Origin of the sequence: Pseudooceanicola algae (assembly GCF_003590145.2) — a bacterium.
Classification (GTDB): domain Bacteria; phylum Pseudomonadota; class Alphaproteobacteria; order Rhodobacterales; family Rhodobacteraceae; genus Pseudooceanicola; species Pseudooceanicola algae.
The window spans coordinates 24,851-45,927 of the sequence record NZ_CP060436.1; the positions used below are offsets into that span (position 1 = coordinate 24,851).

17 protein-coding genes and 1 riboswitch are annotated in these 21,077 nt (G+C 65.6%); of the genes, 11 read left to right on the top strand and 6 right to left on the bottom strand.

The window, feature by feature from the left end:
- Positions 1-122 precede the first annotated feature (122 nt).
- Positions 123-2,747 carry a circularly permuted type 2 ATP-grasp protein gene (locus tag PSAL_RS00080; RefSeq protein ID WP_231388557.1) on the top strand — a complete coding sequence of 875 codons (2,625 nt, stop codon included), beginning with the start codon at positions 123-125 and terminating at the stop codon, positions 2,745-2,747.
- 2 nt (positions 2,748-2,749) lie between these two features.
- The gene (locus tag PSAL_RS00085; protein ID WP_119838024.1) at positions 2,750-3,637 is read left to right on the top strand and encodes a transglutaminase family protein; all 888 of its coding nucleotides are present in this window, start codon (positions 2,750-2,752) and stop codon (positions 3,635-3,637) included.
- Here PSAL_RS00085 and PSAL_RS00090 read toward each other — a convergent pair.
- The 6 genes from PSAL_RS00090 to PSAL_RS00115 all read right to left on the bottom strand — a co-directional run bounded on the left by PSAL_RS00090 (position 3,634) and on the right by PSAL_RS00115 (position 9,863).
- Positions 3,634-4,605, bottom strand: a complete 972-nt coding sequence (locus PSAL_RS00090; protein WP_196941881.1) for an isopenicillin N synthase family dioxygenase — start codon at positions 4,603-4,605, stop codon at positions 3,634-3,636. The genes PSAL_RS00085 and PSAL_RS00090 overlap by 4 nt on opposite strands.
- A 66-nt stretch (positions 4,606-4,671) precedes the next feature.
- On the bottom strand, positions 4,672-5,667 hold the full coding sequence (locus PSAL_RS00095) for an isopenicillin N synthase family dioxygenase (RefSeq protein ID WP_119838023.1): 996 nt from the start codon (positions 5,665-5,667) through the stop codon (positions 4,672-4,674).
- Between the two features lie 80 nt (positions 5,668-5,747).
- Positions 5,748-7,118: an amidohydrolase family protein gene (locus PSAL_RS00100; RefSeq protein WP_119838022.1), complete on the bottom strand. Its 1,371-nt coding sequence runs from the start codon at positions 7,116-7,118 to the stop codon at positions 5,748-5,750.
- Position 7,119: 1 nt separating this feature from the next.
- Positions 7,120-7,971 carry an ABC transporter permease gene (locus tag PSAL_RS00105; RefSeq protein WP_119838021.1) on the bottom strand — a complete coding sequence of 284 codons (852 nt, stop codon included), beginning with the start codon at positions 7,969-7,971 and terminating at the stop codon, positions 7,120-7,122.
- A gap of 1 nt (position 7,972) precedes the next feature.
- Positions 7,973-8,752: an ABC transporter ATP-binding protein gene (locus PSAL_RS00110; protein ID WP_196941882.1), complete on the bottom strand. Its 780-nt coding sequence runs from the start codon at positions 8,750-8,752 to the stop codon at positions 7,973-7,975.
- A 118-nt stretch (positions 8,753-8,870) separates the two neighbouring features.
- The gene (locus PSAL_RS00115; RefSeq protein ID WP_119838019.1) at positions 8,871-9,863 is read right to left on the bottom strand and encodes an ABC transporter substrate-binding protein; all 993 of its coding nucleotides are present in this window, start codon (positions 9,861-9,863) and stop codon (positions 8,871-8,873) included.
- A gap of 501 nt (positions 9,864-10,364) precedes the next feature.
- Between PSAL_RS00115 and PSAL_RS00120 the strand changes: the two genes are divergently transcribed.
- The 9 genes from PSAL_RS00120 (at position 10,365) to PSAL_RS00160 (ending at position 21,022) form a co-directional block, all read left to right on the top strand.
- Positions 10,365-10,853, top strand: coding sequence for a nucleoside deaminase (locus tag PSAL_RS00120; RefSeq protein ID WP_119839196.1), 489 nt, complete (start codon positions 10,365-10,367; stop codon positions 10,851-10,853).
- Positions 10,854-11,007: 154 nt separating this feature from the next.
- Complete coding sequence (locus PSAL_RS00125; RefSeq protein WP_119839195.1) at positions 11,008-12,390, top strand: aspartate aminotransferase family protein; 1,383 nt, start codon at positions 11,008-11,010, stop codon at positions 12,388-12,390.
- 626 nt (positions 12,391-13,016) lie between these two features.
- Positions 13,017-14,564 (top strand): glucan biosynthesis protein, encoded by a 1,548-nt coding sequence (locus PSAL_RS00130; protein ID WP_119839194.1) that lies wholly within the window; start codon positions 13,017-13,019, stop codon positions 14,562-14,564.
- Positions 14,561-14,731, top strand: a complete 171-nt coding sequence (locus PSAL_RS00135; RefSeq protein WP_196222782.1) for a hypothetical protein — start codon at positions 14,561-14,563, stop codon at positions 14,729-14,731. Before PSAL_RS00130 ends, PSAL_RS00135 begins: the two co-directional genes overlap by 4 nt.
- Positions 14,732-14,815: 84 nt before the next feature.
- Complete coding sequence (mdoH, locus tag PSAL_RS00140; protein ID WP_231388558.1) at positions 14,816-16,600, top strand: glucans biosynthesis glucosyltransferase MdoH; 1,785 nt, start codon at positions 14,816-14,818, stop codon at positions 16,598-16,600.
- A gap of 277 nt (positions 16,601-16,877) precedes the next feature.
- Positions 16,878-16,985, top strand: a riboswitch (guanidine-I (ykkC/yxkD leader).
- A 94-nt stretch (positions 16,986-17,079) separates the two neighbouring features.
- On the top strand, positions 17,080-18,156 hold the full coding sequence (locus tag PSAL_RS00145) for a putative urea ABC transporter substrate-binding protein (protein WP_119839192.1): 1,077 nt from the start codon (positions 17,080-17,082) through the stop codon (positions 18,154-18,156).
- A 64-nt stretch (positions 18,157-18,220) separates the two neighbouring features.
- Complete coding sequence (locus PSAL_RS00150; RefSeq protein WP_119839191.1) at positions 18,221-19,033, top strand: ABC transporter permease; 813 nt, start codon at positions 18,221-18,223, stop codon at positions 19,031-19,033.
- Complete coding sequence (locus tag PSAL_RS00155) at positions 19,030-19,803, top strand: ABC transporter ATP-binding protein (protein WP_119839190.1); 774 nt, start codon at positions 19,030-19,032, stop codon at positions 19,801-19,803. The genes PSAL_RS00150 and PSAL_RS00155 overlap by 4 nt, the downstream gene beginning before the upstream one ends.
- Complete coding sequence (locus PSAL_RS00160) at positions 19,778-21,022, top strand: agmatinase family protein (protein ID WP_119839189.1); 1,245 nt, start codon at positions 19,778-19,780, stop codon at positions 21,020-21,022. The genes PSAL_RS00155 and PSAL_RS00160 overlap by 26 nt, the downstream gene beginning before the upstream one ends.
- Positions 21,023-21,077: the final 55 nt, after the last annotated feature.

The window sequence follows — 21,077 nt, forward strand, 5'->3', positions numbered from 1 at the left end:
CGCGCCGGAAAAGATGGACCCGTGGCCTTTGGGCTGCGGGCCATTGTGTTAAAAGGGGCCGACGGCTCTGTCCGGTGCCGATGGGGCGCTGCGCGGGGTCTGGCCGACGGGAAGGCGACACGATGAGCGGGGAGACAAGATACGATCCCGCCGGAAATCCGGTCGGGCAGGCCGCTGGCTCCTGCGATCCGCAGGGTCAGGCGGGCGATCCCTTCGCCGCGCCTCAGCAAGGCTATGTGTCGGGGGGGCAGCAATTCGGTGCCGACCCGATGCAGATGCAGCAGGGGCAGGGCGCGGATCAGTCCCAGACCCAGACCAGATCCTCGGGGGAACCGTCGCGTGCCTCGGCCCGCGCGCGCGCGCCGGACCGGCTGGCGGCGCTGCTGGCGGACTATCGGCCCCTGCCGGGCGTGGCAGACGAGTTGATGGACCGGCAGGGCAATATCCGCCCGGTCTGGCAGCCCTTCCTGCAACAGCTTGCTGGCTTGAGCGAAGATGACCTGGCCCAGTCCCAGGCCCGTGGCAGCCAGTACCTGCGCGACGCGGGCGTCTTCTTTCGCCATTACGGACCCGAGGACAGCCAGGAAGACCGGGACTGGCCGCTCGGCCACCTGCCGCTGCTGATCGACAGTGCCGAATGGCAGCGCATCGCCTCTGGCCTCGTGGAACGCGCCGACCTGCTGGAACGGATGATGCAGGATTTCTACGGTCCCAACACCCTGACCGAGCGCGGCATCATCCCGGCCGAGATCCTTGCCTCCAACCCCGAATGGTTGCGCCCGATGGTGGGGATGACCCCGGCGTCGGGGCATCACCTGCATATGCTGGCCTTCGACATCGGGCGCGGACCGAATGGCAAATGGTGGGTGCTGGGGGACCGGGCGCAGGCGCCGTCGGGCGCGGGTTTCGCGCTGGAAACCCGGATGGCCACGGCGCGGAGCTTCGGTGACATCATGGGGCGCAGCCATGTGCTGCGGCTGGCTGGGTTCTTCCGGGCCTTCCGCGATGCGCTGCTGGACCTGCGGGCCGAAGGCGACAGCCGGGTGTCGATCCTGACACCGGGGCCGCTGAACGACACCTATTTCGAACATGCCTATATTGCGCGCTACCTCGGTTTCCTGCTGGTGCAGGGCGAGGATCTGGTGATCCGGGATGGCCGGTTGATGGTCAATACCGTCGGCGGGCTCGAGCCCGTCTCAGTCCTGTGGCGGCGGCTGGATTCGGCCTGGCTGGATCCGCTGGAACTGCGCGAGGACAGCCAGATCGGCACGCCGGGCCTGTTGGGCGCGCTGCGCTCGGGGCGGCTGACGATGATCAATGCGCCGGGGTCAGGCGTGCTGGAAACACGCGCACTGATGGCCTTCATCCCGCGTATCGCGCGCGAATGGCTGGGCCGGGATCTGGCGATCCCCAATATCGCGACATGGTGGTGTGGCCAGCAGGCGGCGCGGGACTATGTCGCCCGCCACGGCGACCGGATGACGGTCGATGCGGCCCTGTCCACCAGCCTGCCCTTCGACAACAGCGCCGAGGTGGTGATCGGCGGCAAGCGCCCCGATGGCTCGCCCCCCGAAGCGGGCTGGCTGGAACGCGGCGCCGGGACGCTTGCCGCACAGGAGATCGTCTCGCTTTCGACGGCGCCGGTGCTGGTCGATGGCCGGCTTCAGGCCCGGCCCATGTCCCTGCGCGTGATGTTGGCGCGTACCGCGACCGGCTGGCAGGTCATGCCCGGCGGCTTTGCGCGGACCGGCCATTCGGCGGCCACGGCCGACCTGTCGGTGCAGCGCGGCGGGTCGGTAAGCGATGTCTGGGTTGTCGCGCCCCAGGCCCCGCCAGATGATACCCTTCTGGCCGCGACCGGCAGCCGGGCACTGCTGCCGCAACATGCCTCGCTGCCGGTGCGCGCGGCAGAAAACATGTTCTGGCTCGGGCGCTATTCAGAACGGGTGGAACACAAGATCCGGCTGCTGCGCGCCTATCACCTGCGGCTGGCCGAAAGCGGGCAGACCGGGCTGCCGCTGACCGGTTACCTGGCCGACAGCCTGGCAGCCATGGGCGTCGCCGTGGATCAGACCATGCCGGCGGGGCTGATGGGCGACATGCAGGCCACCATGGCCAGCGCCGGGCGCATCCGCGACCGGTTTTCCACCGACGGCTGGAACGCCCTGACCGACCTTGCGCGCACGGCCGAAAAGATCGGCCCACGCCTGCTGCCCGGCGACGATTGCGCCCGCGCGATGAGCGTGCTGCTGCGCAAGATCTCGGGCTTTTCGGGGCTGGTGCATGAAAACATGTACCACGGCACCGGCTGGCGTTTCCTGGCCCTGGGGCGGGCCATCGAACGGGCCTGGTCCACTGCGTTCATGCTGCAGCAATCCATCGCGCCGGAAGCCCCTGACGGCGCCTACGAGATCGTGATCGAGGCCGGGGATGCCAGCATGACCCACCGCCACCGCTATGCCAGCACGACACGGGAAAGCGTGCTCGATCTGCTGCTGCTGGACGAAGACAACCCGCGCTCGATCCTGAGTCAGGTGAACGAGATCCTCGGCCATCTTGCCGGGCTCGAGGACCTGCCATCCCCGGCGGGTCGCCCGGGGATGACCCGGATCAGACGCGCTGTGATGAAGTTGCAGGTGGATCTGTCGGTGACCGAGGCGGCCTCGGTCGATGCGGCCCGGATCGCCGGGATCGTCGCGGCGACGGGCGATTTCTCGGACCTGCTGGCGGATGCCTACCTGAGGTAACGATGCTATATTCCATAACCCTGCGCATCCTCTACCAGTACAACAGCCCGGCCGAGGTCGGGCGCCACCTGCTGCGGGTCACGCCGCTGCATCTGCCGGGTATCCAGATCCTGCGCAGCGCCCGCGTGACCTGTGACCCGGTGCCGTCCGAAACCCTTGTGCGGCGGGATTTCTTCGCCAATACCTGCACCGAGATTTCCTACCGCGACAGCCAGGACCGCACCATGTTCGAGATGCAGGCCGAGGTCGAGCGGCTGGAGCCGGAGCCGGGCATGGATGTCTCGCCCCGCCGTCCGGGGTTCCGGGGCGAGGTTCAGGGGGCGACGTCCCTGCACCCCCTGTCGCCGCAGCATTTCCTGCCCGCCTCGCCCCGTGTGCCCCGGCATGACGGGATCGCCGCCTGGGCCGCTGCGGCCGCGCGCGAGGCCGATACCGCCTTTGCCGCCGTGGATACGATCTGCGCCGCGCTTCACCGGGACATGACCTTTGATTCCACCGCCACGCTGGTCGATACCCCGATCGCCAGGGCCTTTGATCTGCGGCGCGGAGTCTGCCAGGACTTCAGTCATATCGCGATCTGCGCGCTGCGGTCGCTGGGTATTCCGGCGGGCTATGTCTCGGGCTTTCTGCGTACGCTGCCGCCCGAGGGGCAGGCCCGGCTTCAGGGGGCGGATGCGATGCATGCCTGGGTCCGGGCCTGGTGCGGCAAGGACATGGGCTGGGTCGAATTCGACCCGACCAATGCGGTGCTGGCGGGCAGCGACCATGTGGTCATCGCCTACGGGCGGGATTATTTCGATGTCGCCCCGGTCAAGGGCGCCCTTCGGATCGCCGGCGGCCAGAGCACCAGCCAGGCCGTCGACATGATCCGCATCGGGGAAGGCCGCTAGGCGGTCTTCGTCTCCGCCGAGGCCGCCTTGTAGGTGCGGTCATACATCGCCCGCAGGTGGTTTTCGACAGTGATGGGCGGGTATTTCGCCGTCTCACCGGCCGCGAGGCAGGTCGGGATACAGGCGACCTCGTGATCCTGCTGGCCGGTATAGAAGAACGGCACCGAATAGCGTTCCCGCCCCGAGCGGTTGATCACCCGGTGCAGCGTCGACCGGTAGGTGTCGTTGGTCCAGCGCGCGATCATGTCCCCGAGGTTGACGACAAAAGCGCCGGGGATCGGCGGCGCGTCGATCCAACTGCCGTCGTCATCGCGCACCTGCAGGCCGCCGACATTGTCCTGCAGCAACATGGTCAGCCCGCCGAAATCCGTATGCGCCCCGGCGCCCATCTCGTCGGGCACATCGGGTTGCGCTGGCGGGTAATGCAGCAGCCGCAGGGTGGCGGCGGGCTGGTCGCAGAAATCGGCAAAATAGTCTTCGGGCAGGTCCAGCGACAGGGCCATGCCGCGCATCAGCGTATCCCCCAAAGTCGTGAGCGCGCCGAAATAGGCCATCATCGTGGGCCGGAAACCGGGCAGGTCGGCGGGCCATTGGTTCGGACCCTGATTGAACTTGCCGGTCGCCACGCGGGGATCGCGCGCGGTCAGCTCTTCGCCGATGTAATAGCCTTCCTTGCGGTCGGGCAGGGCGCCCGGTTGCAGGGTCTGACCGCCCAGTTGCTCATAGCCGCGATTGCAGGGCGACTGTGCCTTGTCCACTGCATCCTTGGCGGCGTCGGGCAGGTCGAACAGGCTGCGGGTCTCGGTCATCACGGCGTCGATCAACCCGTCGGGGATGCCATGGCCGGTGACGTAGAAGAACCCATGCGCCAGGCAGGCGCTGCGGATGCTGGCCCCGACCATCGCGCGGTCGGTCGGATCCGACGAGGCAAGGCCGGAAATGTCGATGATCGGAAGGCTCTTTGTCACGGGGGTCTCCGGTAACTGAAAGGGAAAGGGGCGGGCGGGGCGCTGATCCCCGCCCGCCGAAAGGGGTCACTGCCTGGCGAAGTTCGCGCCAAGGCGCATCTGGATGTAATCGTGGCCGGTCATCGGCTCGTATTTCCCTTCGGGGCCTTCCAGCAGCGTGTCCATGTTGGCCTGGGCGAAATAGGCCATGGAGTAGCGCGGCCCGAGGTAATCGTCGGGCTTGGGCATCCGCACGCGGTGCAGGGTCGACTGCAGCTTGTCATCGGACCAGCGCATCAGCATGTCGCCGATGTTGCAGGTGACCACGCCGGCCAGCGGCGGCACATCGGTCCAGGCGATGGCGCGGCCCTTGGCGTCCTTGCCGGGGCAAAGCTGCAACCCGCCCTGGCCGGGCTTCTGGTGCAGCAGCGTCAGGCAGTCGAAATCCGTATGCGCCCCGGCCCGCCAGGCCTTGAAATCCGCCGGTTTGGCGTCTTCCATGCCAAGGTAGTGGATCAGCCGCAGGGTCGACTGATAAGCCTTGGTGTCCGGGTCGTGGCCGTCGGTGAAGAAATCCGTGGCAAAGCCCAGCCGGTCGGCAAAACAGCTGAGCACCTTCATCGCCAGCGCCCAGTTGTGCCGTTCGAAGGCCATCAGGACCTCCTTGAACTGGGGCACTTCGGCGCCTTTCGGCCAGAGGCCGGACATGCGGGGCAGGGTGATCTGGTAGCTTTCCTTGCGATCCGCCGTCCCGGTCGACGGGCGCACCTGCTCCATGTATTCCCAGCCCGCGTTGGTGCCGGGCTTCAGCGGGTATTGCGCCTTTGCATCGGCGGGCAGGTCGAAGAATTCGCCCGACAGCCAGAAGGCTTCGTCGATCAGATCCTGCGGGATGCCGTGGTTGTAAAGCTGGAAGAACCCGATCTCGGTCGCCGCGTTCCACAGCGCTTCGGTGATCTCTTCCTTGCGGTTGAAGTAGTCCGACATGTCGATCTGGGGGATATCCCGTTCGACCAGCTCTCCTTCACCGCCGAAGCGAGTTTCGTCGTTCAGTTCCTGCAATCCGTAGCTGGTGTCAGTCATGGTCTCTCTCTCCTTCAGGTTTGGGGGAGCAATGACCTGTGCCGGGGGGCACTGCCTGCTTCTACTCCAGGGGGTAGTTTCTAGACCGGCACAAGCGCGCTTTCGCGCTGCCGCCGGACAAGGCTCTGTGTGGCGCGGGCGGCCTCCTGGCCCAGTTCGCCCAGGTCGATGCCGGGCAGGAGGCCTGCGGCCAACACCACCTTGCCGTCCACGATCAGGTCGCGCACCACCAGTCCGCCGGTTATCACCGGGGCAAGTGCGCGGTCATGCAGGCCGAAGTTGCGCGGGGCAGTGAGGTCCAGCACCGCGATATCGGCGGCCATGCCGGGGGCCAGCGTGCCGACCTCGGGCATGTCGAGAACCCGCGCCCCGCCGGCGCTGGCCCAGTGCAGCACCTCTTCGGCGCGGACCGCTTCGGCGCCCTTGGTGGCGCGGTGCAGGGTAAAGGCGGAAAACAGCAGCGCGCCCATGTCGGCGGCTTCGTTCGCGGCGGCGCCATCGACGCCCATCGACACCTTGCCGCCCAGCCGGTGCAGCGCGTCTGCCGGCGCGATGCCCGACCCGAGCCGCGCATTGGCGTTGGGACAATGGGCCATGCCGGTGCCGGTCTGCGCCAGCAGCGCGACTTCGGAAGGGTCCAGGTCGACAAGATGGGCGAACCAGACATCCGGGCCCAGCCAGTCCTGCCCGGCCAGCCAGTGCACCGGGCGCTGGCCGTACTTGTCCATCGTGAAACGGGCGTAGCTTTCGTTTTCGCTAAGATGCGCATGCAGCAGCATCCCGTTTTCACGGCCGAAGCCTGCGATCTCGCGTAGTTCTTCCGGGGTGACGTTGAAGGTCGGCGTGGTCGGAGCCAGCGCGACCTTGCGCATCTTGCCATCGGCCCATTTTGCCGCCGTCTTCGCGGTTTCCGACAGGAAGGTGTCGAGGCTTTCGCAAGGCGCGGCCGGGATCGCCGGATCGTCGAAGGCGCGTCCCCGCGTCATGCCGCCCCGTGCCAGAACCGCCCGCAGGCCAAGCTTTCCCGCCTCTTCGAAGAAGACGTCCGACGGGTTGTAGTCGTAGCTTTCCGCATAAATGTAATGATGCTCGGCCACCGTGGTCGCCCCGGTCAGGGCCAGTTCCACCAGCCCGACGCGGACAGCCGTGCGATAGGTGGCCTCGTCGAAATGCGGCCACCAGGTATAGGGCACATGCATCAGCCAGGGATCGAGCGGCAGGTTCATGCCCTTTGGTACCGCCTTCAGCAGCGATTGGTTGAGGTGGTGGTGGGTGTTCACCAGGCCGGGGATCACGACACATCCGGTGGCATCCAGCACCTCTTCGCCCGGGCGCGGCGTCAGCGCGCCCATCTCGGTGATCTTGCCGCCTTCGATACGGATCGCCCCGCTGAAGCGTTCGCCGTCGCCCAGGCGCCCGGTCAGGCAGTCGGAGATATGGGTGATGAGCATCTCAGCGGCTTTCCTTGGGCAGCGACCAGGGGAAGAAGTACTTCTGCGTCTGGCTGACCGCCTGGAACAGAAGAAGGCTCATCACCAGCAGCACGACCAGCCCCGCCCAGGCCTGCGGCAGCCGGAACATCGAGGTCGAGAACTGGATGAAATACCCGATGCCCACGTCTGCGGCGACGAATTCGGCAACCACCGCGCCGATGACGCTGAGCGTGATCGAGATCTTGAGCCCGGAAAAGATATAGGGCGTCGCATAGGGCAGGCGGATCTGGGTGATCTCGCGGCGCACCGGGGCGCGCAGGGACCGCGACAGTTCGATCAGTTCGGGCGGGGTGGCCATCAGCCCGGTGGTCATAGACACCACCAGCGGGAAGAACGAGATCATGAAGGTGATGACGATGCGCGGCGCGTCATCGGTGCCCAGTACCACGATGATGATCGGCGCGACGGCCACGACCGGCACCGACTGGATCACCACCAGCAGCGGATAAAGCGACCGGCTGAGAAAGCGCGACTTGGCCAGGCCGATGGCGATCGGCAGCGAGACCGCGATCGAGACCAGGAAGCCCAGAAGCGAGACCCGCAGGGTGGCCCAGACATGTTCCATCCAGCGCTCAAAGCTGACCACCTCGAACCCGCCGAGGATGCGGGACGGGGCCGGCAGGACAAAGCTCGGCACCGCGAAAAGCCGCGTGCCGCCTTCCCACAGCGCCAGGATCAGCACGAAGGTCAGCAGGGGCAGCAGGACCGGGGTGCGGATCAGGCGTTCGGTCAGCGGCAGTCTGGGGGCGACGCTTGTGGAGGGTGTGGGAGTCTCGGCGGGCGCGCGGGGCGTATCGGCTTGGGCGGTCATGTCAGGCTACCTTGTCCTTGATCAGCAGGCCGCGCAGATGGCCGAGGAAATCCTGCATCTCGGCAGAGCGCAGTGAGCTTTCGTCGCGGGGCCGTCCCAAAGGCACCTTCAGATCGGCGATGACCCGGCCGGGGCGTTCGGACATCACCACGACCCGGTCGGCAAGGATGACCGCTTCGGGGATCGAATGGGTGATGAACAGCACGGTCTTGGGGCTGGCCTGCCAGAGGCGCAGCAATTCGAACCCCATGGCATCGCGGGTCAGTGCGTCGAGCGCCGAGAAGGGTTCGTCCATCAGCAGGATGTCGGGGTTCAGAAACAGGGCGCGGGCGATGCCGACGCGCTGCTGCATGCCGCCCGACAACTCGCCCGGCAGGCGGTCCTCGAACCCGGCAAGGCCGCAAGTCGCGATGATGGTGCGGGCATGGTCGCGATCCTTGCGGGACACGCGCCCGCGCTTGTGCCGGGCCGGGAAGACGACATTGTCCTCGACGCTGGCCCAGGGCAGCAGGGTGGCCTGCTGAAAGACGATACCGATATCGTCGCGCGGTTGCGTCACCGGCACGCCGAAGACCGAGGCAACGCCGGCAGTGGGCTTGATCAGTCCGGCCGTCAGGCGCAGCAGGGTCGATTTCCCGCAGCCCGAGGGGCCGAGCACGGCTACGAATTCATGGCGGCGGATGGTCAGGTCCACCCCGGACAGGGCGGTCAGCGGCCCCGCATCGGTTAGGAAGGTCTGGCCGACATCGGCAAAGCTGATGGCATCGGTTTCTAGGGGCATGGACATCTCTCTTCTCGCATCGCGCGGCGATCCGGGCCTGACATGGGGCGGCAGCGCGCCGCCGCCCCAGTTTTGGTGACCGGCCTCGCGCGGCCGGTCTTGGCGACGTCAGCGCGGCTTATTCCGGCAGGTAGTCGCGCGAAACCGCGGTTTCCGGATCAAGGTCTGCGGCGTCCAGACCCTGGCTTGCCGCGACGCGGTCCCAGGTGGCTGCCACGCGGTCGGCGTCAAAGGCGCCAAGACCGAATTCGTCGGTCACCTCGTTGAAGGCCAGCTTGGAGGCATCCATCCAGGACCCCATCACGTCTTCGGCTGTCAGTTCAGGCACCTGGGCGGCGACGGCTTCGGCGGCGATCTGGGGGTTCTCGTAGGCGAATTCCAGCGAGGCCTTGAAGGCCGCGACAAAGGCCTTGGTCAGTTCGGGGTTGGCGGCCATGTAATCGTCGTTGCCGACCAGCGATGCGGAATAAAGTTCCAGCCCGGCATCGGCCCAGGGCAGATAAACGATTTCCTTGCCGGCTTCGCTGGCCTGGTTGGAATAGCGTGTCACATCCGTCAGCCAGGCGATGATGACATCGGACTGGCCGGTCATCAGCAGCGGGCCAAGCGCGCCGGGATCGGCCTTGGTCAGGGTGATGTCATCCTCGGTCATGCCATTGTCGGCCAGCACCAGCGGCAGGAAGACGTTGGAGGAGGTGAAGGGCGAGGTGGCGATGGAATGCCCCTTCACGTCTGCGATCGAGGCGATGCCAGTGTCCTTGGTGGTGTAGAAGGCATGGGGACCGGTGTTGAAGATCGACATGATCGCGGTCACCGGCACATTTTCCATCGCCCTGGCTGCCATCACGGCACCCATCCCGGCCGAGCCGAATTCGGCCACGCCGGTGGCCAGCTTGGTGATCGCCTCGGAAGACCCGCGACCGGGCGAGACGGTGACGTCAAAACCGGCTTCTTCGCAGATACCCTGTTCGATGCAGACATAGATCGGGGCCTTGTCGCCCCCGGGCAGCCAGTCCAGTTGGAAGGTGATTTCCTCGAGGGCCGAGGCGGGCATGGCAAAGGCCGTGCTGGCAAGCGTGGCCGCAAGGGCCGTAGCGCGAAGTCGGGTCATTGGAGCTTCCCTGTCATGTTGTTGTTTTGATTTGTATTTGCCGACGCCTGCAGCAAGCGGCAGCGCGGGGCTGCGGCAAGGGGGCGGCACGTCGGGATCAAGTAGTGCAGTCGCAATTGTTCACCTCAACCGTAGAATGGCCTCGATGAGCAATGTCAGGTCCCGGATCCGCCGTGGCGGGGGCCTTACCGCTTCTACTCGGCTTCATTGCTAGTCGTTCGGGACCGATTCCAGAACGGAGTCTGCCCGGTTTCCATCCGGGCATCGGCGGATGTGACTAATTTTGGGGCAGTATTTGTATTGTTTGCTTTCAAATTGGGCATGTATCCAGCCGGGTGCCGCGAAAACCGCCTGTTGCGGGTCATGCGCCTCTGGCCACGGGGGGCCAGCGGGGGCTAGGCCAACCGGGCGTGGGTGAAGCCCTGCGCCCGGCCTCCGGACCGCCTCCGGACGAGACAGCGCCCGGCCAGCGGATCGGCCGGGTCAGACGAGGAGCCCACCATGCCCATCAGCCCCGAACAGGATCTTGCCCTTCTGCGCCGGTCGATCGAACTGGCCCAGGAAAGCCGCGACCGTGGCGATCATCCCTTTGGCGCCCTGCTGGCCAGCCCGGACGGAGAGATCCTGCTGGAAGACATGAACACCGGCGGCGTCAAGGGCGACCGCACCGGCCATGCCGAACGCAACCTGATGACCGCGGCCTCGCTGAAATACGACGTCGATTTCCTGCGCGGCTGCACGATGTATACCTCGGCCGAACCCTGCGCCATGTGCGCCGGATCGGTCTATTGGACCGGCGTGGGCCGTGTTGTGCATGGCATGAGCGAAAAGGCCCTGAAGGCCCTGATCGGCCCGGACCCCGAGAACCTGACCATGGACCTGCCCTGCACCGCGATCTTTGCCGCCGGCCAGCGCCCGGTCGAGGTTGTCGGCCCGCTGCTGAGCGAAGAAAGCGCGGTCGTGCACGACGGCTTCTGGGTCGGTCTTTGACCGGGCGGGCCGAAATGCGCGGAACGGGCCGGATTGCCGCCAAATAGGCGGCGTCCGGGCCTTCTCTCTTGCGGTCGGGGTCGCTAGGCTCCGGCCATCTTTGCACCAGCCCGCGGGTCATCCGGCCCCGGCGGGCGACGTTCGGGAGCGTCTCATGAACGAATTGTCCAACTCTCTGGCAGCGGCCGATATCGCCCACCAGCTTCACCCCTATACCAATGCCCGCGCGCATGAGGAAAAGGGCCCGATGATCATCACCCGGGGCGATGGCATCCGGGTCTACGATTCCACGGGCAAGGAATATATCGAAGGCATGGCCGGGCTCTGGTCCGTCGCCGTCGGCTTTTCCGAGGACAGGCTGGCCAAGGCCGCCTATGACCAGATGCTGAAGCTGCCCTACTACCACACCTTCGCGCATAAATCGACGGAGCCCTCGATCCGACTGGCCGAGAAGCTGGCCGAGATGACGCCCGAGCACCTGACCCGCTGCTTCTTCACCAACTCCGGTTCCGAGGCCAATGACACCATCGTCAAGATGGTCTGGTTCATGAACAACGCCCTGGGCCGTCCCGAGAAGAAAAAGTTCATCGCCCGCCACAAGGGCTATCACGGCATCACCGTCGCGTCGGGCTCGCTGACCGGTCTGGGCGGCAACCACCGCGACTTCGACCTGCCCGCGATCCCCGTCACCCATCTGACCACGCCGCATTTCTGGCGCGAAGGGGCAGAGGGCGAGACCGAGGCCGATTTCACCGCCCGCCTGCTGAAGGAGATCGAGGACACGATCCTGGCCGAGGGCCCCGAGACCATCGCCGCCTTCATCGGCGAACCGGTGATCGGCGCCGGGGGCGTCTTTGTGCCCCCCGAAGGCTATTGGCCCGGTGTCGCGGCGCTGTGCAAGAAATACGACATGCTGCTGATCGCGGACGAGGTCATCAACGGCTTCGGCCGTCTGGGCACGCCCTTCGGCAGCCAGCGCTATGATTTCGAACCCGACATCATGACGCTGTCCAAGCAGATCTCCTCCTCCTACATGCCGCTTGCGGCGATCATGCTGACCGATGCGGTCTATGACGTGATTGCCGACAACACCGCCAAGCTGGGCAGCTTTGGCCATGGCTTCACCGGGTCGGGGCATCCGGTCGCCTGCGCCGTGGGTCTGGAGAACCTCAAGATCATCGAGGAAAAGGACCTGATGGGCAACGCCGCCCGGATGGAAGCGCCGTTCCAGGAGGGGCTGCGCAAACTGCTGGATCACCCGCTGGTGGGCGAGGTCCGCGGTGTCGGCCTGATCGCCGGAATCGAATTCGCCGACAAGACCACCAAGGTCAATTACGCCCCCGCCGGTTCGGTTGCCGCCAAGGCCGCCGCGCTCTGCACGGAAGAAGGCCTGATCGCGCGCAATGTCTACGAGACGCTGGCCCTGTGCCCGCCGCTGATCGTGACCGAAGAGGACGTGGCCGAGATCCTCGCCCGCTTGGGTCGCGCTCTGGATCGCCTGTCCGACTGGGCGAAGGACGAAGGCCTGATCGCCTGATCTGCGACAAAGATATCACAGCGGACGGGCGGGCCATGATCTGGTCCGCCCGTTTGCAGTTTCGGCCCGCAAGTCGTTGAAATCACGCCAGCGGGCATCAGCTTGATGTGCGAGGATCGGCGAAACACCGCAGGTTGAGCCCTTAAAGCCAAGCCATTTCCCGCCGCCACAGATGGACGCCGCCGCAGTGCAGAGCTGCATCGGCGCCTTTCCCCCGGAAATCGCAAATTGCCTGCAAGATTCTTCTGGCGCAGTGTTGCGGATCGGCTATATCTTGCCGTCGGCCAACTTACTGGAATCAAGGGGTTTCTGCTGCCGGAAGCCCAAAAATGCGCTTTTTGTCCGCCCCGCATTGAACCAAAGGCCCGTTTTCCGCGTTGCAGCACAGAGGGTCTTGGCAAAAGGCCGCCACTCGTGCCCGGCCGGATTGCACTTTGCCGCCCCGGGCGAAACTTTGGGAAATGTCCGTCGGATCTGTCGTGTCCGGTGAAAGTTGATCTATTCGAGGATTTTACATGCTGCCAAGTCCCCTCTGCCCCCGCGTCGGTCACCGGCGCCCGGGCGGGAACGTCTCGCCCAACGACTGCAAACCGACTTCTCCGACACGACGTCGCCTTCTCGCTCAAATGGCAGGCTCTGCCGCTGTCCTGCCGCTTGCCCTTGCCTCTGCCGGCACGGCTCTTGCGCAGGATGACGCCGCTGGCGCGCCGCCCGCCGGCCAGCCTTTCAGTTTCGATGCGCTGACCGAGGACATGCGTCAGCGCGCGACCCAGACCTATACGCCCCCCCAACAGTTGGGCGGCCCGCTGGCGACCCTGGATTACGATGACTACCAGCGCATCCAGTTCGATCCCGAAGCGGCCCGCTGGAATGACGAGGCCTCGTTCTTCCGGCTTAACGCGTTTGCGCCCGGCTGGCTGTTCAAGGAGCCGGTTTCGGTCTTTGAGATCGTCGATGGCACCGCAACGCCAATGCAATTCTCGGCGCAGGATTTCCTGTTCCACCCGCCTCTGGATGAAAAGATCCCGTCCGACCTGTCGCTGGCGGGGGTCGCGGGCATTCGCCTCAACGCGCCGCTGAACCGCGCCGACACCCTGGACGAGGTCGTCGCCTTCCTGGGTGCTTCCTATTTCCGCGCGCTCGGTCGGGACAACCGGTATGGTCTGTCCGCCCGGGGGCTGGCTGTGAACACCGGCCTTGCGGCGGGCGAGGAATTCCCCCGCTTCTCGGCCTTCTACCTGGAACGGCCCGAGCCGGGCGCGACCCGCATCGTGCTATACGCCACGCTGGACAGCACATCGGTGACCGGCGCCTTCCGGTTCGTGATCAGCCCCGGCACCGAAACCCTGATGGATGTCACCGCGCGGCTGTTCCTGCGCAAGGATGTCGAACAGTTGGGGATTGCGCCGCTGACCTCGATGTTCCTCTTCGGGGGGGTCGACAAGGGCGACTTCGATGATTTCCGCCCGGCCGTGCATGACAGCGAGGCCCTGGTGCTGGTGACCGGCGAGGACACGCTCTACCGCCCGCTGAAGAACCCCGAACGCCTGTCGAGCTCCTACCTCTGGGCCTATAATCCCAAGGGCTTCGGGCTGGTGCAGCGCAACCGCACCTTCGAGGAATATCTCGATGCGCAGGCGCGCTACGATCTGCGCCCCTCGCTGATGATCCAGCCGCTGGGGGATTGGGGCGAAGGCTCTGTCCGTCTGGTGGAGATCCCCTCGGATCTGGAAGGCAACGACAATATCGTCGCCTTCTGGGTGCCCAAGACGAGCTTTTCGGCTGGCTCCAGCTTCGAGATGTCCTACCGGATGCGGTGGGGCATGGAGCCGGGCTACGGCCAGCAGGAACTCGCCAAGGTGCTGCGCAGCCGCGCGGGCCATGGTGGCGTGGCCGGTGTCGCACCGGCGAAGGACCGCCGAAAGTTCGTAATCGACTTCGCCGGCGGAATTCTGTCGGAACTTCCGGGCGACGCCGAGGTTACTCCTTCAGTCATTATCGATAAGGGGGACATCCGCGAGATTGTCCTTTCCAAGATCGAAGGAACCGGTGCCTGGCGCCTGGTGGTCGAAATCGCGGCCTCGGATGCTGAACTGGTTGAAATCAAGGCCAACCTGTCGGGTTTCGGGCGTCAGCTCTCGGAAACCTGGCTCTACCAATGGGTGATCAAATGAAAGCCGAATTGAACCTGGATACTGCCGCTCGTAACGCCGCCGCCGTCGAGGCCGTGCATTGGGAACCGCCGATGGCGCCCCTGGACATGCCACGCCAGACGCTGGAACGCGAAGCGCAGGCCGGCGGCTTTGTCGCTCGTCTGTTCGGGGCGCTGCGCCTGGCCTGATCCGGCCACAGCATTGCGGTCCGGTCTGTCGGGTCGGGGTGCGGGACGCCGCCCGTTGACGGGACAGCAAAAGGGGAACGACGGATGAAAGATCAGAGCATGGCCGCCACACGCGGCTACCGGGCGCTGGCGATCGGATTTTCAGCCCTGGCGGCCATCGCGGCCACGATGATGCTGACCGAAGCGGCTGTCGAGGATGGAACCGATGTCTGGGATATCGCCCGCGCGCTGCTGATCTTTCTGACCACCGCCTGGCTGGCCTGGGGGGCGTCCCTGTCGCTGATCGGGCTGGCCCCGCGTCTGCGCCGCCGCCCCACGCCGCAGATCGCCATGCCGCAGCCCGGCACGGTGGTTCTGGTTCCAATCTGCAACGAAGACCCCGTGGCCACCTTCGCCCGCATCGCGGCGATGGACCATTCGATCCAGTCGTCCGGCGTCGTCGCGGACATCGCCGTCCTGTCCGACACGCGCGATGAAACCGCTGCCGAGGCCGAGCGCAACGCCTTTGTCCGCCTGCTTCAGGAAACGGCCGGCGAGGGCCGCATCTTCTATCGCCGTCGTCAGGACAACCGGGGCCGCAAGGCCGGCAACATCGAGGATTTCGTGCGCAATTCCGGCGCCGCCTATGAATTCGCGGTGATCCTGGATGCCGACAGCCTGATGGAAGGCGGCGCCATTCGTCGCATGATCGCCGAAATGCAGGCCGATCCTGCGCTTGGCCTTTTGCAGACCCTGCCCAAGATCACCGGCGCGGAATCGGTCTTTGGCCGGGCCATGCAATTCGCGGCCAGCTTCTTTTCCCCGATCTTCGCCCGTGGGCTGGCCCGGATGCAGGGCACCACGGGGCCCTTCTGGGGTCACAATGCGATCATCCGCACCGGTGCCTTCGCCGAAAGCTGCGCGTTGCCGCCCCTGGCGGGCAAGCCCCCCTTCGGCGGACATATCCTGAGCCATGATTACGTCGAAGCCGCTCTTCTGGCGCGCGCCGGCTGGAGCGTTCGTGTCGATGAGACCATCGAGGGCTCCTACGAAGAAGGCCCCGAGAACATCCTGTCCTTTGCCAAGCGCGACCGGCGCTGGTGTCAGGGCAACCTGCAGCATATCCGCCTGCTGACCGCCCCGGGCCTGCGCTTCTGGAGCCGCTTCGTCTTTGTTCAGGGTATTTTTGCCTATGTCGTGTCGCTGATCTGGGGCCTGTTCCTGATCGCTTCCGTGGCCGGCGCCGTCTTTGCCCCGGAACCCGATTACTTCCCCGAACCCTACCAGTTGTTCCCGGTCTTCCCTTCGGACCGGACCCAGCAGATCATCGCGCTCGGCATCGGGATCGTCGGGCTGCTGGTGCTGCCGAAACTGTCGATCGTGATCGAGGCCACCGCCAGCGGCAGGGCGCGCGGCTTCGGTGGGGGCCTGCGGGCAGGGGCCTCGATGCTGGTCGAATTGCTGATGTCCTCGATGCTGGCGCCGGTGATGCTGATGTATCAATCCCGCGCCGTGCTGCAGGTCCTGATGGGCCGGGACGGCGGCTGGCCGGCCAACCAACGCGGCGAAGGCCGGCTGACCCTGGGCCAGGGGATCGCCGCCGGTCTCTGGATCACCATCTTCGGGGCTGCCGTGCTTTACGCGACCTGGTGGGTGGCCCCAAGCCTTCTGATCTGGCTGCTGCCGGTCGGTGTCCCGATGCTTTGTGCACCGTTGCTGATCACCTGGACCTCGCGCAGCGGCTTTTCCGGCCTTTTCATCACGCCCGAAGAATCCGCAACCAGCCCGGTGATCGAACGCTACCGCAAGATCCACGCTCGCTGGGTCAGCGACAGCGCCCCGGTGGACCCGGAGACGGATGAGCCGCCCGCGCTCGGCGCGCTGGCCTGACCGTTATTCTCTTACCCCCGAGCGTCCCCTGGCGGTTGTGACCTGTCCCCGTTGCATCCGTTTGCCCGTGGGGTGAACCCGGCTTCGACCTGACCGCATGTCGGCCCGCGTGACGGCTCGCATGTCAGGTCGGGCCGAAGCCGGTCGTTTCCCGGTCCGGCCCCTGCGCGCCGGCCATGATACCCAAATTGCCCAATTCTTCACCATTCCGGCGTCGGTCCACAGGCCGGGGCGGGTTAGGGCTTGCCCGAAAGGGGGCAGCGATGCTGGTCTGAAGGGGCAGGGTGCTTAGGGTTCCGTTCGCGCAAGCGAAGCCTGGTCCGAGAAGCGCCGCCTTTCCGGCAAAATCCGGTCAGGTACACGGCGGGGCAAAATCCCGGGAGGTTACTGCGCAGGCCAGCCCCGCGCCCTAACTCTTTTCGTTCCGCCAACGGGGAAGCCAGAACAATAACAGGCGGAACCAACGGGGAAATTGTAACATGCCGACACGCAAGACCCTTGCCGCCACCGCCCTTGGTGCCGTGCTGACGGCGGGCCTGCTGGCCCCTGCCGTGCAAGCGCAGGAAAAGACGGACTTCAAGATTGCCTGGACGATCTATGCCGGCTGGATGCCCTGGGGCTATATCCAGGATTCCGGCATCATGGACAAGTGGGCCGCGAAATACGACCTCGATATCGAGGTCGTGCAGCTGAACGATTATATCGAATCGATCAACCAGTATACCGCCGGGGCCTTCGACGGGGTCACCGCCACCACCATGGACGCGCTGTCGATCCCGGCAGGCGGCGGCGTGGACAGCACGGCGCTGATCATCGGCGATTATTCGGACGGCAATGACGCGATCATCGCCAAGTCCGACATCGGCCTGGGCGATCTGGCGGGGATGCCGGTGAACCTGGTGGAACTGTCGGTCTCGCACTACCTGCTGGCCCGCGCACTGGAAAGCGCGGAACTGTCCGAACGTGATCTGGGCGGGGTCATCAATACCTCGGACGCGGATATGATCGCCGCCTACCAGACCCAGGATGTCGAGGTCGTGGTGACCTGGAACCCCCTGGTCGAGGCGATCATGGAGGGGGGCGATGCCCACAAGATCTATGATTCCAGCGATATCCCGGGCGAGATCATCGACGCGCTATTCGTCAGCACCGAGGTGCTGGAGGCCAACCCCGACTTCGGCAAGGCGCTGACCGGGGCCTGGTATGAAACCATGGCGCTGATGGATTCCGGCACGCCTGAGGGCGACGAAGCCCTGTCGGCCATGGCCGAGGCCGCCGGCACCGATCTGGCAGGCTACAAGCGCCAGCTTGCGGCGACGGCGATGTTCTATACCCCCGGCGCGGCCAAGGATTTCACCGAAGGCGCGGCGCTGCCCGACACCATGGTCTCGGTCGCGGAATTCCTGTTCGACAAGGGTATCCTTGGCGAAGGCGCGCCCGGTGCCGATTTCGTCGGTGTGGCCTATCCCGATGGCTCGACCACGGGGGATGCGGGCAATGTCAACATGCGCTTCGACACGACCTATGTGACCATGGCGGCCGAAGGCGCGCTTTGATCCACGGGCCGGGCGGCACGGCGTTGCCCGGACCTTTCCCCGCCCCTGAACGGGATAGACGCCCATGCGCCTGATCAACCAAAGCCCCGCGCGGCCCGCCGCCATCGTGCTGATGATCCTGCCCTTCGCGGCGCTGGCCATCGCCTATGCGGTCGGCTCGGAAATCCGGCTGGCAGCCAATCCGCAGGACAAGCTGCTGCCCGCACCGTCCCAGATCTGGGATACGGCGGTGCGTCTGTTCACCGAAGGCGACCGGCGCACGGGGCGCATCCTGTTGTGGTACGACACCGGGGCGTCGCTGGGGCGGCTGGCCATCGGGGTGGCGATTTCGGCCCTGTCGGCGCTGGTCTTCGGCATGGCCATCGGCATGTTGCCTTATGCGCGCCGCACGTTGGGTGGTTTCGTCGGCGTGATCTCGATGGTGCCGCCGCTGGCGATCCTGCCGATCCTGTTCATCATCTTCGGGCTGGGAGAGGTGTCCAAGGTGGCGCTGATCGTGGTCGGGATCACCCCGGTGATGATCCGCGACCTGTCGGCCCGCACGCTTGAAATCCCGCGCGAGATGATCGTCAAGGCCGAGACGCTGGGGGCGTCTTCTGCGGTCATCGCGCTGCGTGTGGTGCTGCCGCAGATCCTGCCGCGGCTGATCTCGTCCATACGGCTGTCGCTTGGGCCGGCCTGGCTGTTCCTGATCGCCGCCGAAGCCATCGCAGCGCAGCTTGGCCTTGGCTACCGGATCTTTCTGGTCCGGCGCTACCTGGCGATGGACGTGATCCTGACCTACGTGATCTGGATCACCTTGCTGGCCTTCGTGATGGATTACGCCCTGCGCCTGCTGGCGCGGAAGGCCTTCCCCTGGACGGAGGCCGCGCTGTGAGCTTCGTCGAGGTGCGCAACATCTTTCAAAGCTACGGCAAACGCCCGATCCTGGAGCGCGTCAACCTGGATGCGGAGGAAGGCGAGTTCGTCTCGATCGTCGGTGCCTCGGGCTGTGGCAAGTCCACCTTCCTGCGGCTGCTGCTGGCGCAGGAGGTCCCGACGCGCGGCCATATCCGCATCGACGGCAACGACCCCGCGGTCGAACCGGGGCGCGAACGCGGTGTGGTGTTTCAGCGATATTCGGTCTTTCCGCATATGACCGTGCGGGAAAACATCGTGGCTGGCAAAAGCTTTCACCGCCCCCTTGGGCGCTTCTTTGGCGCCGAACGGCGCGCGGCGCAGGCCCGCGCCGACAAGACGCTGGACCGCATCGGACTGGCCCATGTGGCGGATGCCTATCCGGCGATGCTGTCGGGCGGCATGCAGCAGCGGCTGGCCATCGGTCAGGCGCTGGTGGCGCAACCGCGCATCCTGCTGCTGGACGAACCCTTCGGCGCGCTGGACCCCGGCACCCGGCTGGCCATGCATGCCTTCCTGACCGAATTGCGCAGCCAGACCGCCATGACAGTCTTCATGGTCACCCATGACCTCGAAGAAGGTTTCAAGCTGGGCGACCGGGTGCTGGTTTTCGACAAGACCCGCTGGGACGTGGATTACCCGGACAATTACGGGGCCACGATCACCTACGATTTCGACGCCAGAAATGGCGGCATTCCCTTCCAAAATATCATGGAGGAACAAGATGTTCTGCTTTCCGCAACAGCGTAGCCGCTCGCACCACCCGGCCGACCGCCGGACCCCTGACCGGCGGGCGCATCACCCCGACCTGACCAAGCTGCTTGGCTGGAAGGCGATGCAGAAGGAAGCCGAGCTTTCCGGCGCCGGCTGGGCCGAGGAACGCAAATGGGCGCTGCGCATGGGGCTGACCGGCGCGGACAGCATCGACGACAAGTCGATCCCGACCTTCGCGCGGGGCGAACTGCCACATTTCGCCGGTATCAACACGTTCCTCAAGGCGCCCTATGCCGAGGATGTCACCGAGGTGCAGCATTATGATGCGACCGTGCTGGGTATCCCCTTTGACGGGGGCACCACTTATCGCCCCGGCACCCGCTTCGGGCCTCAGGGCCTGCGCAAGATCTCGGCCCTTTACACGCCTTACAACTACGAACTGGGTGTCGATCTGCGTGAACAGATGACGCTGTGCGATGCGGGCGACGTGTTCACCATTCCGGCCAATATCGAAAAGAGCTTTGACCAGATTTCCCGGGCGGTCAGCCATGTGTTCTCCTCCGGGTCGCTGCCGATCATGATCGGCGGGGACCATTCCATCGGCTTTCCCTGCGTGCGCGGGATCGCGGAGTGCACCAGCAAGAAGATCGGGATCGTCCACTTCGACCGCCATGCGGATATCCAGGAAAAGGACCTGGACGAACGGATGCACACAACGCCCTGGTTCCATTCGACCAACCTGCCCAATGTCCCGGCGAAGAACCTGGTGCAGGTCGGCATTGGCGGCTGGCAGGTGCCGCGCGACGCGGTGAAGGTGGCGCGGGATCGCGAGACCAACATCATCACCATGTCCGACATGGAACGCATGGGCATCGACAAGACCGCCGAAATGGCGCTCGAAATGGCCTGGGACGGGGTCGACATGGTCTACATGTCCTTCGACATCGACAGCATCGACTGCGGCTTCGTGCCCGGCACAGGCTGGCCCGAACCCGGTGGCTTCCTGCCGCGCGAGGCGCTGGCGCTGGCCTCCAAGGTTGCGGCCGAAGGCATCTGCGGCATGGAGTTGGTCGAGGTTTCGCCGCCCTATGATACCTCGGACATCACGGCCCTGATGGGGACGCGGGTCATCGTCGATGTGCTCGGCTCGATGGTCTCGGCTGGCACGTTGGGCAACCACAAGCGCCATATCGACAAGCCGGTGACAATCCCGCATGGGGAATTCGAAGGCAACCGCTGGTCCAACAAGCGCTAAGATGACGCCGGGGGGCCGAGCATCGCGCCCGGTCCCCCGCGCCCGGTCCCCCGCG

Bases quoted from the DNA above. Each gene is read 5' to 3' on its own strand.
- PSAL_RS00080 (WP_231388557.1), top strand. From the start codon at position 123: ATGAGCGGGGAGACAAGATACGATCCCGCCGGAAATCCGGTCGGGCAG.
- PSAL_RS00085 (WP_119838024.1), top strand. From the start codon at position 2,750: ATGCTATATTCCATAACCCTGCGCATCCTCTACCAGTACAACAGCCCG.
- PSAL_RS00095 (WP_119838023.1), bottom strand. From the start codon at position 5,667: ATGACTGACACCAGCTACGGATTGCAGGAACTGAACGACGAAACTCGC.
- PSAL_RS00100 (WP_119838022.1), bottom strand. From the start codon at position 7,118: ATGCTCATCACCCATATCTCCGACTGCCTGACCGGGCGCCTGGGCGAC.
- PSAL_RS00105 (WP_119838021.1), bottom strand. From the start codon at position 7,971: ATGACCGCCCAAGCCGATACGCCCCGCGCGCCCGCCGAGACTCCCACA.
- PSAL_RS00110 (WP_196941882.1), bottom strand. From the start codon at position 8,752: ATGCCCCTAGAAACCGATGCCATCAGCTTTGCCGATGTCGGCCAGACC.
- PSAL_RS00115 (WP_119838019.1), bottom strand. From the start codon at position 9,863: ATGACCCGACTTCGCGCTACGGCCCTTGCGGCCACGCTTGCCAGCACG.
- PSAL_RS00120 (WP_119839196.1), top strand. From the start codon at position 10,365: ATGCCCATCAGCCCCGAACAGGATCTTGCCCTTCTGCGCCGGTCGATC.
- PSAL_RS00125 (WP_119839195.1), top strand. From the start codon at position 11,008: ATGAACGAATTGTCCAACTCTCTGGCAGCGGCCGATATCGCCCACCAG.
- PSAL_RS00130 (WP_119839194.1), top strand. From the start codon at position 13,017: ATGGCAGGCTCTGCCGCTGTCCTGCCGCTTGCCCTTGCCTCTGCCGGC.
- PSAL_RS00135 (WP_196222782.1), top strand. From the start codon at position 14,561: ATGAAAGCCGAATTGAACCTGGATACTGCCGCTCGTAACGCCGCCGCC.
- mdoH (WP_231388558.1), top strand. From the start codon at position 14,816: ATGAAAGATCAGAGCATGGCCGCCACACGCGGCTACCGGGCGCTGGCG.
- PSAL_RS00145 (WP_119839192.1), top strand. From the start codon at position 17,080: ATGCCGACACGCAAGACCCTTGCCGCCACCGCCCTTGGTGCCGTGCTG.
- PSAL_RS00150 (WP_119839191.1), top strand. From the start codon at position 18,221: ATGCGCCTGATCAACCAAAGCCCCGCGCGGCCCGCCGCCATCGTGCTG.
- PSAL_RS00160 (WP_119839189.1), top strand. From the start codon at position 19,778: ATGTTCTGCTTTCCGCAACAGCGTAGCCGCTCGCACCACCCGGCCGAC.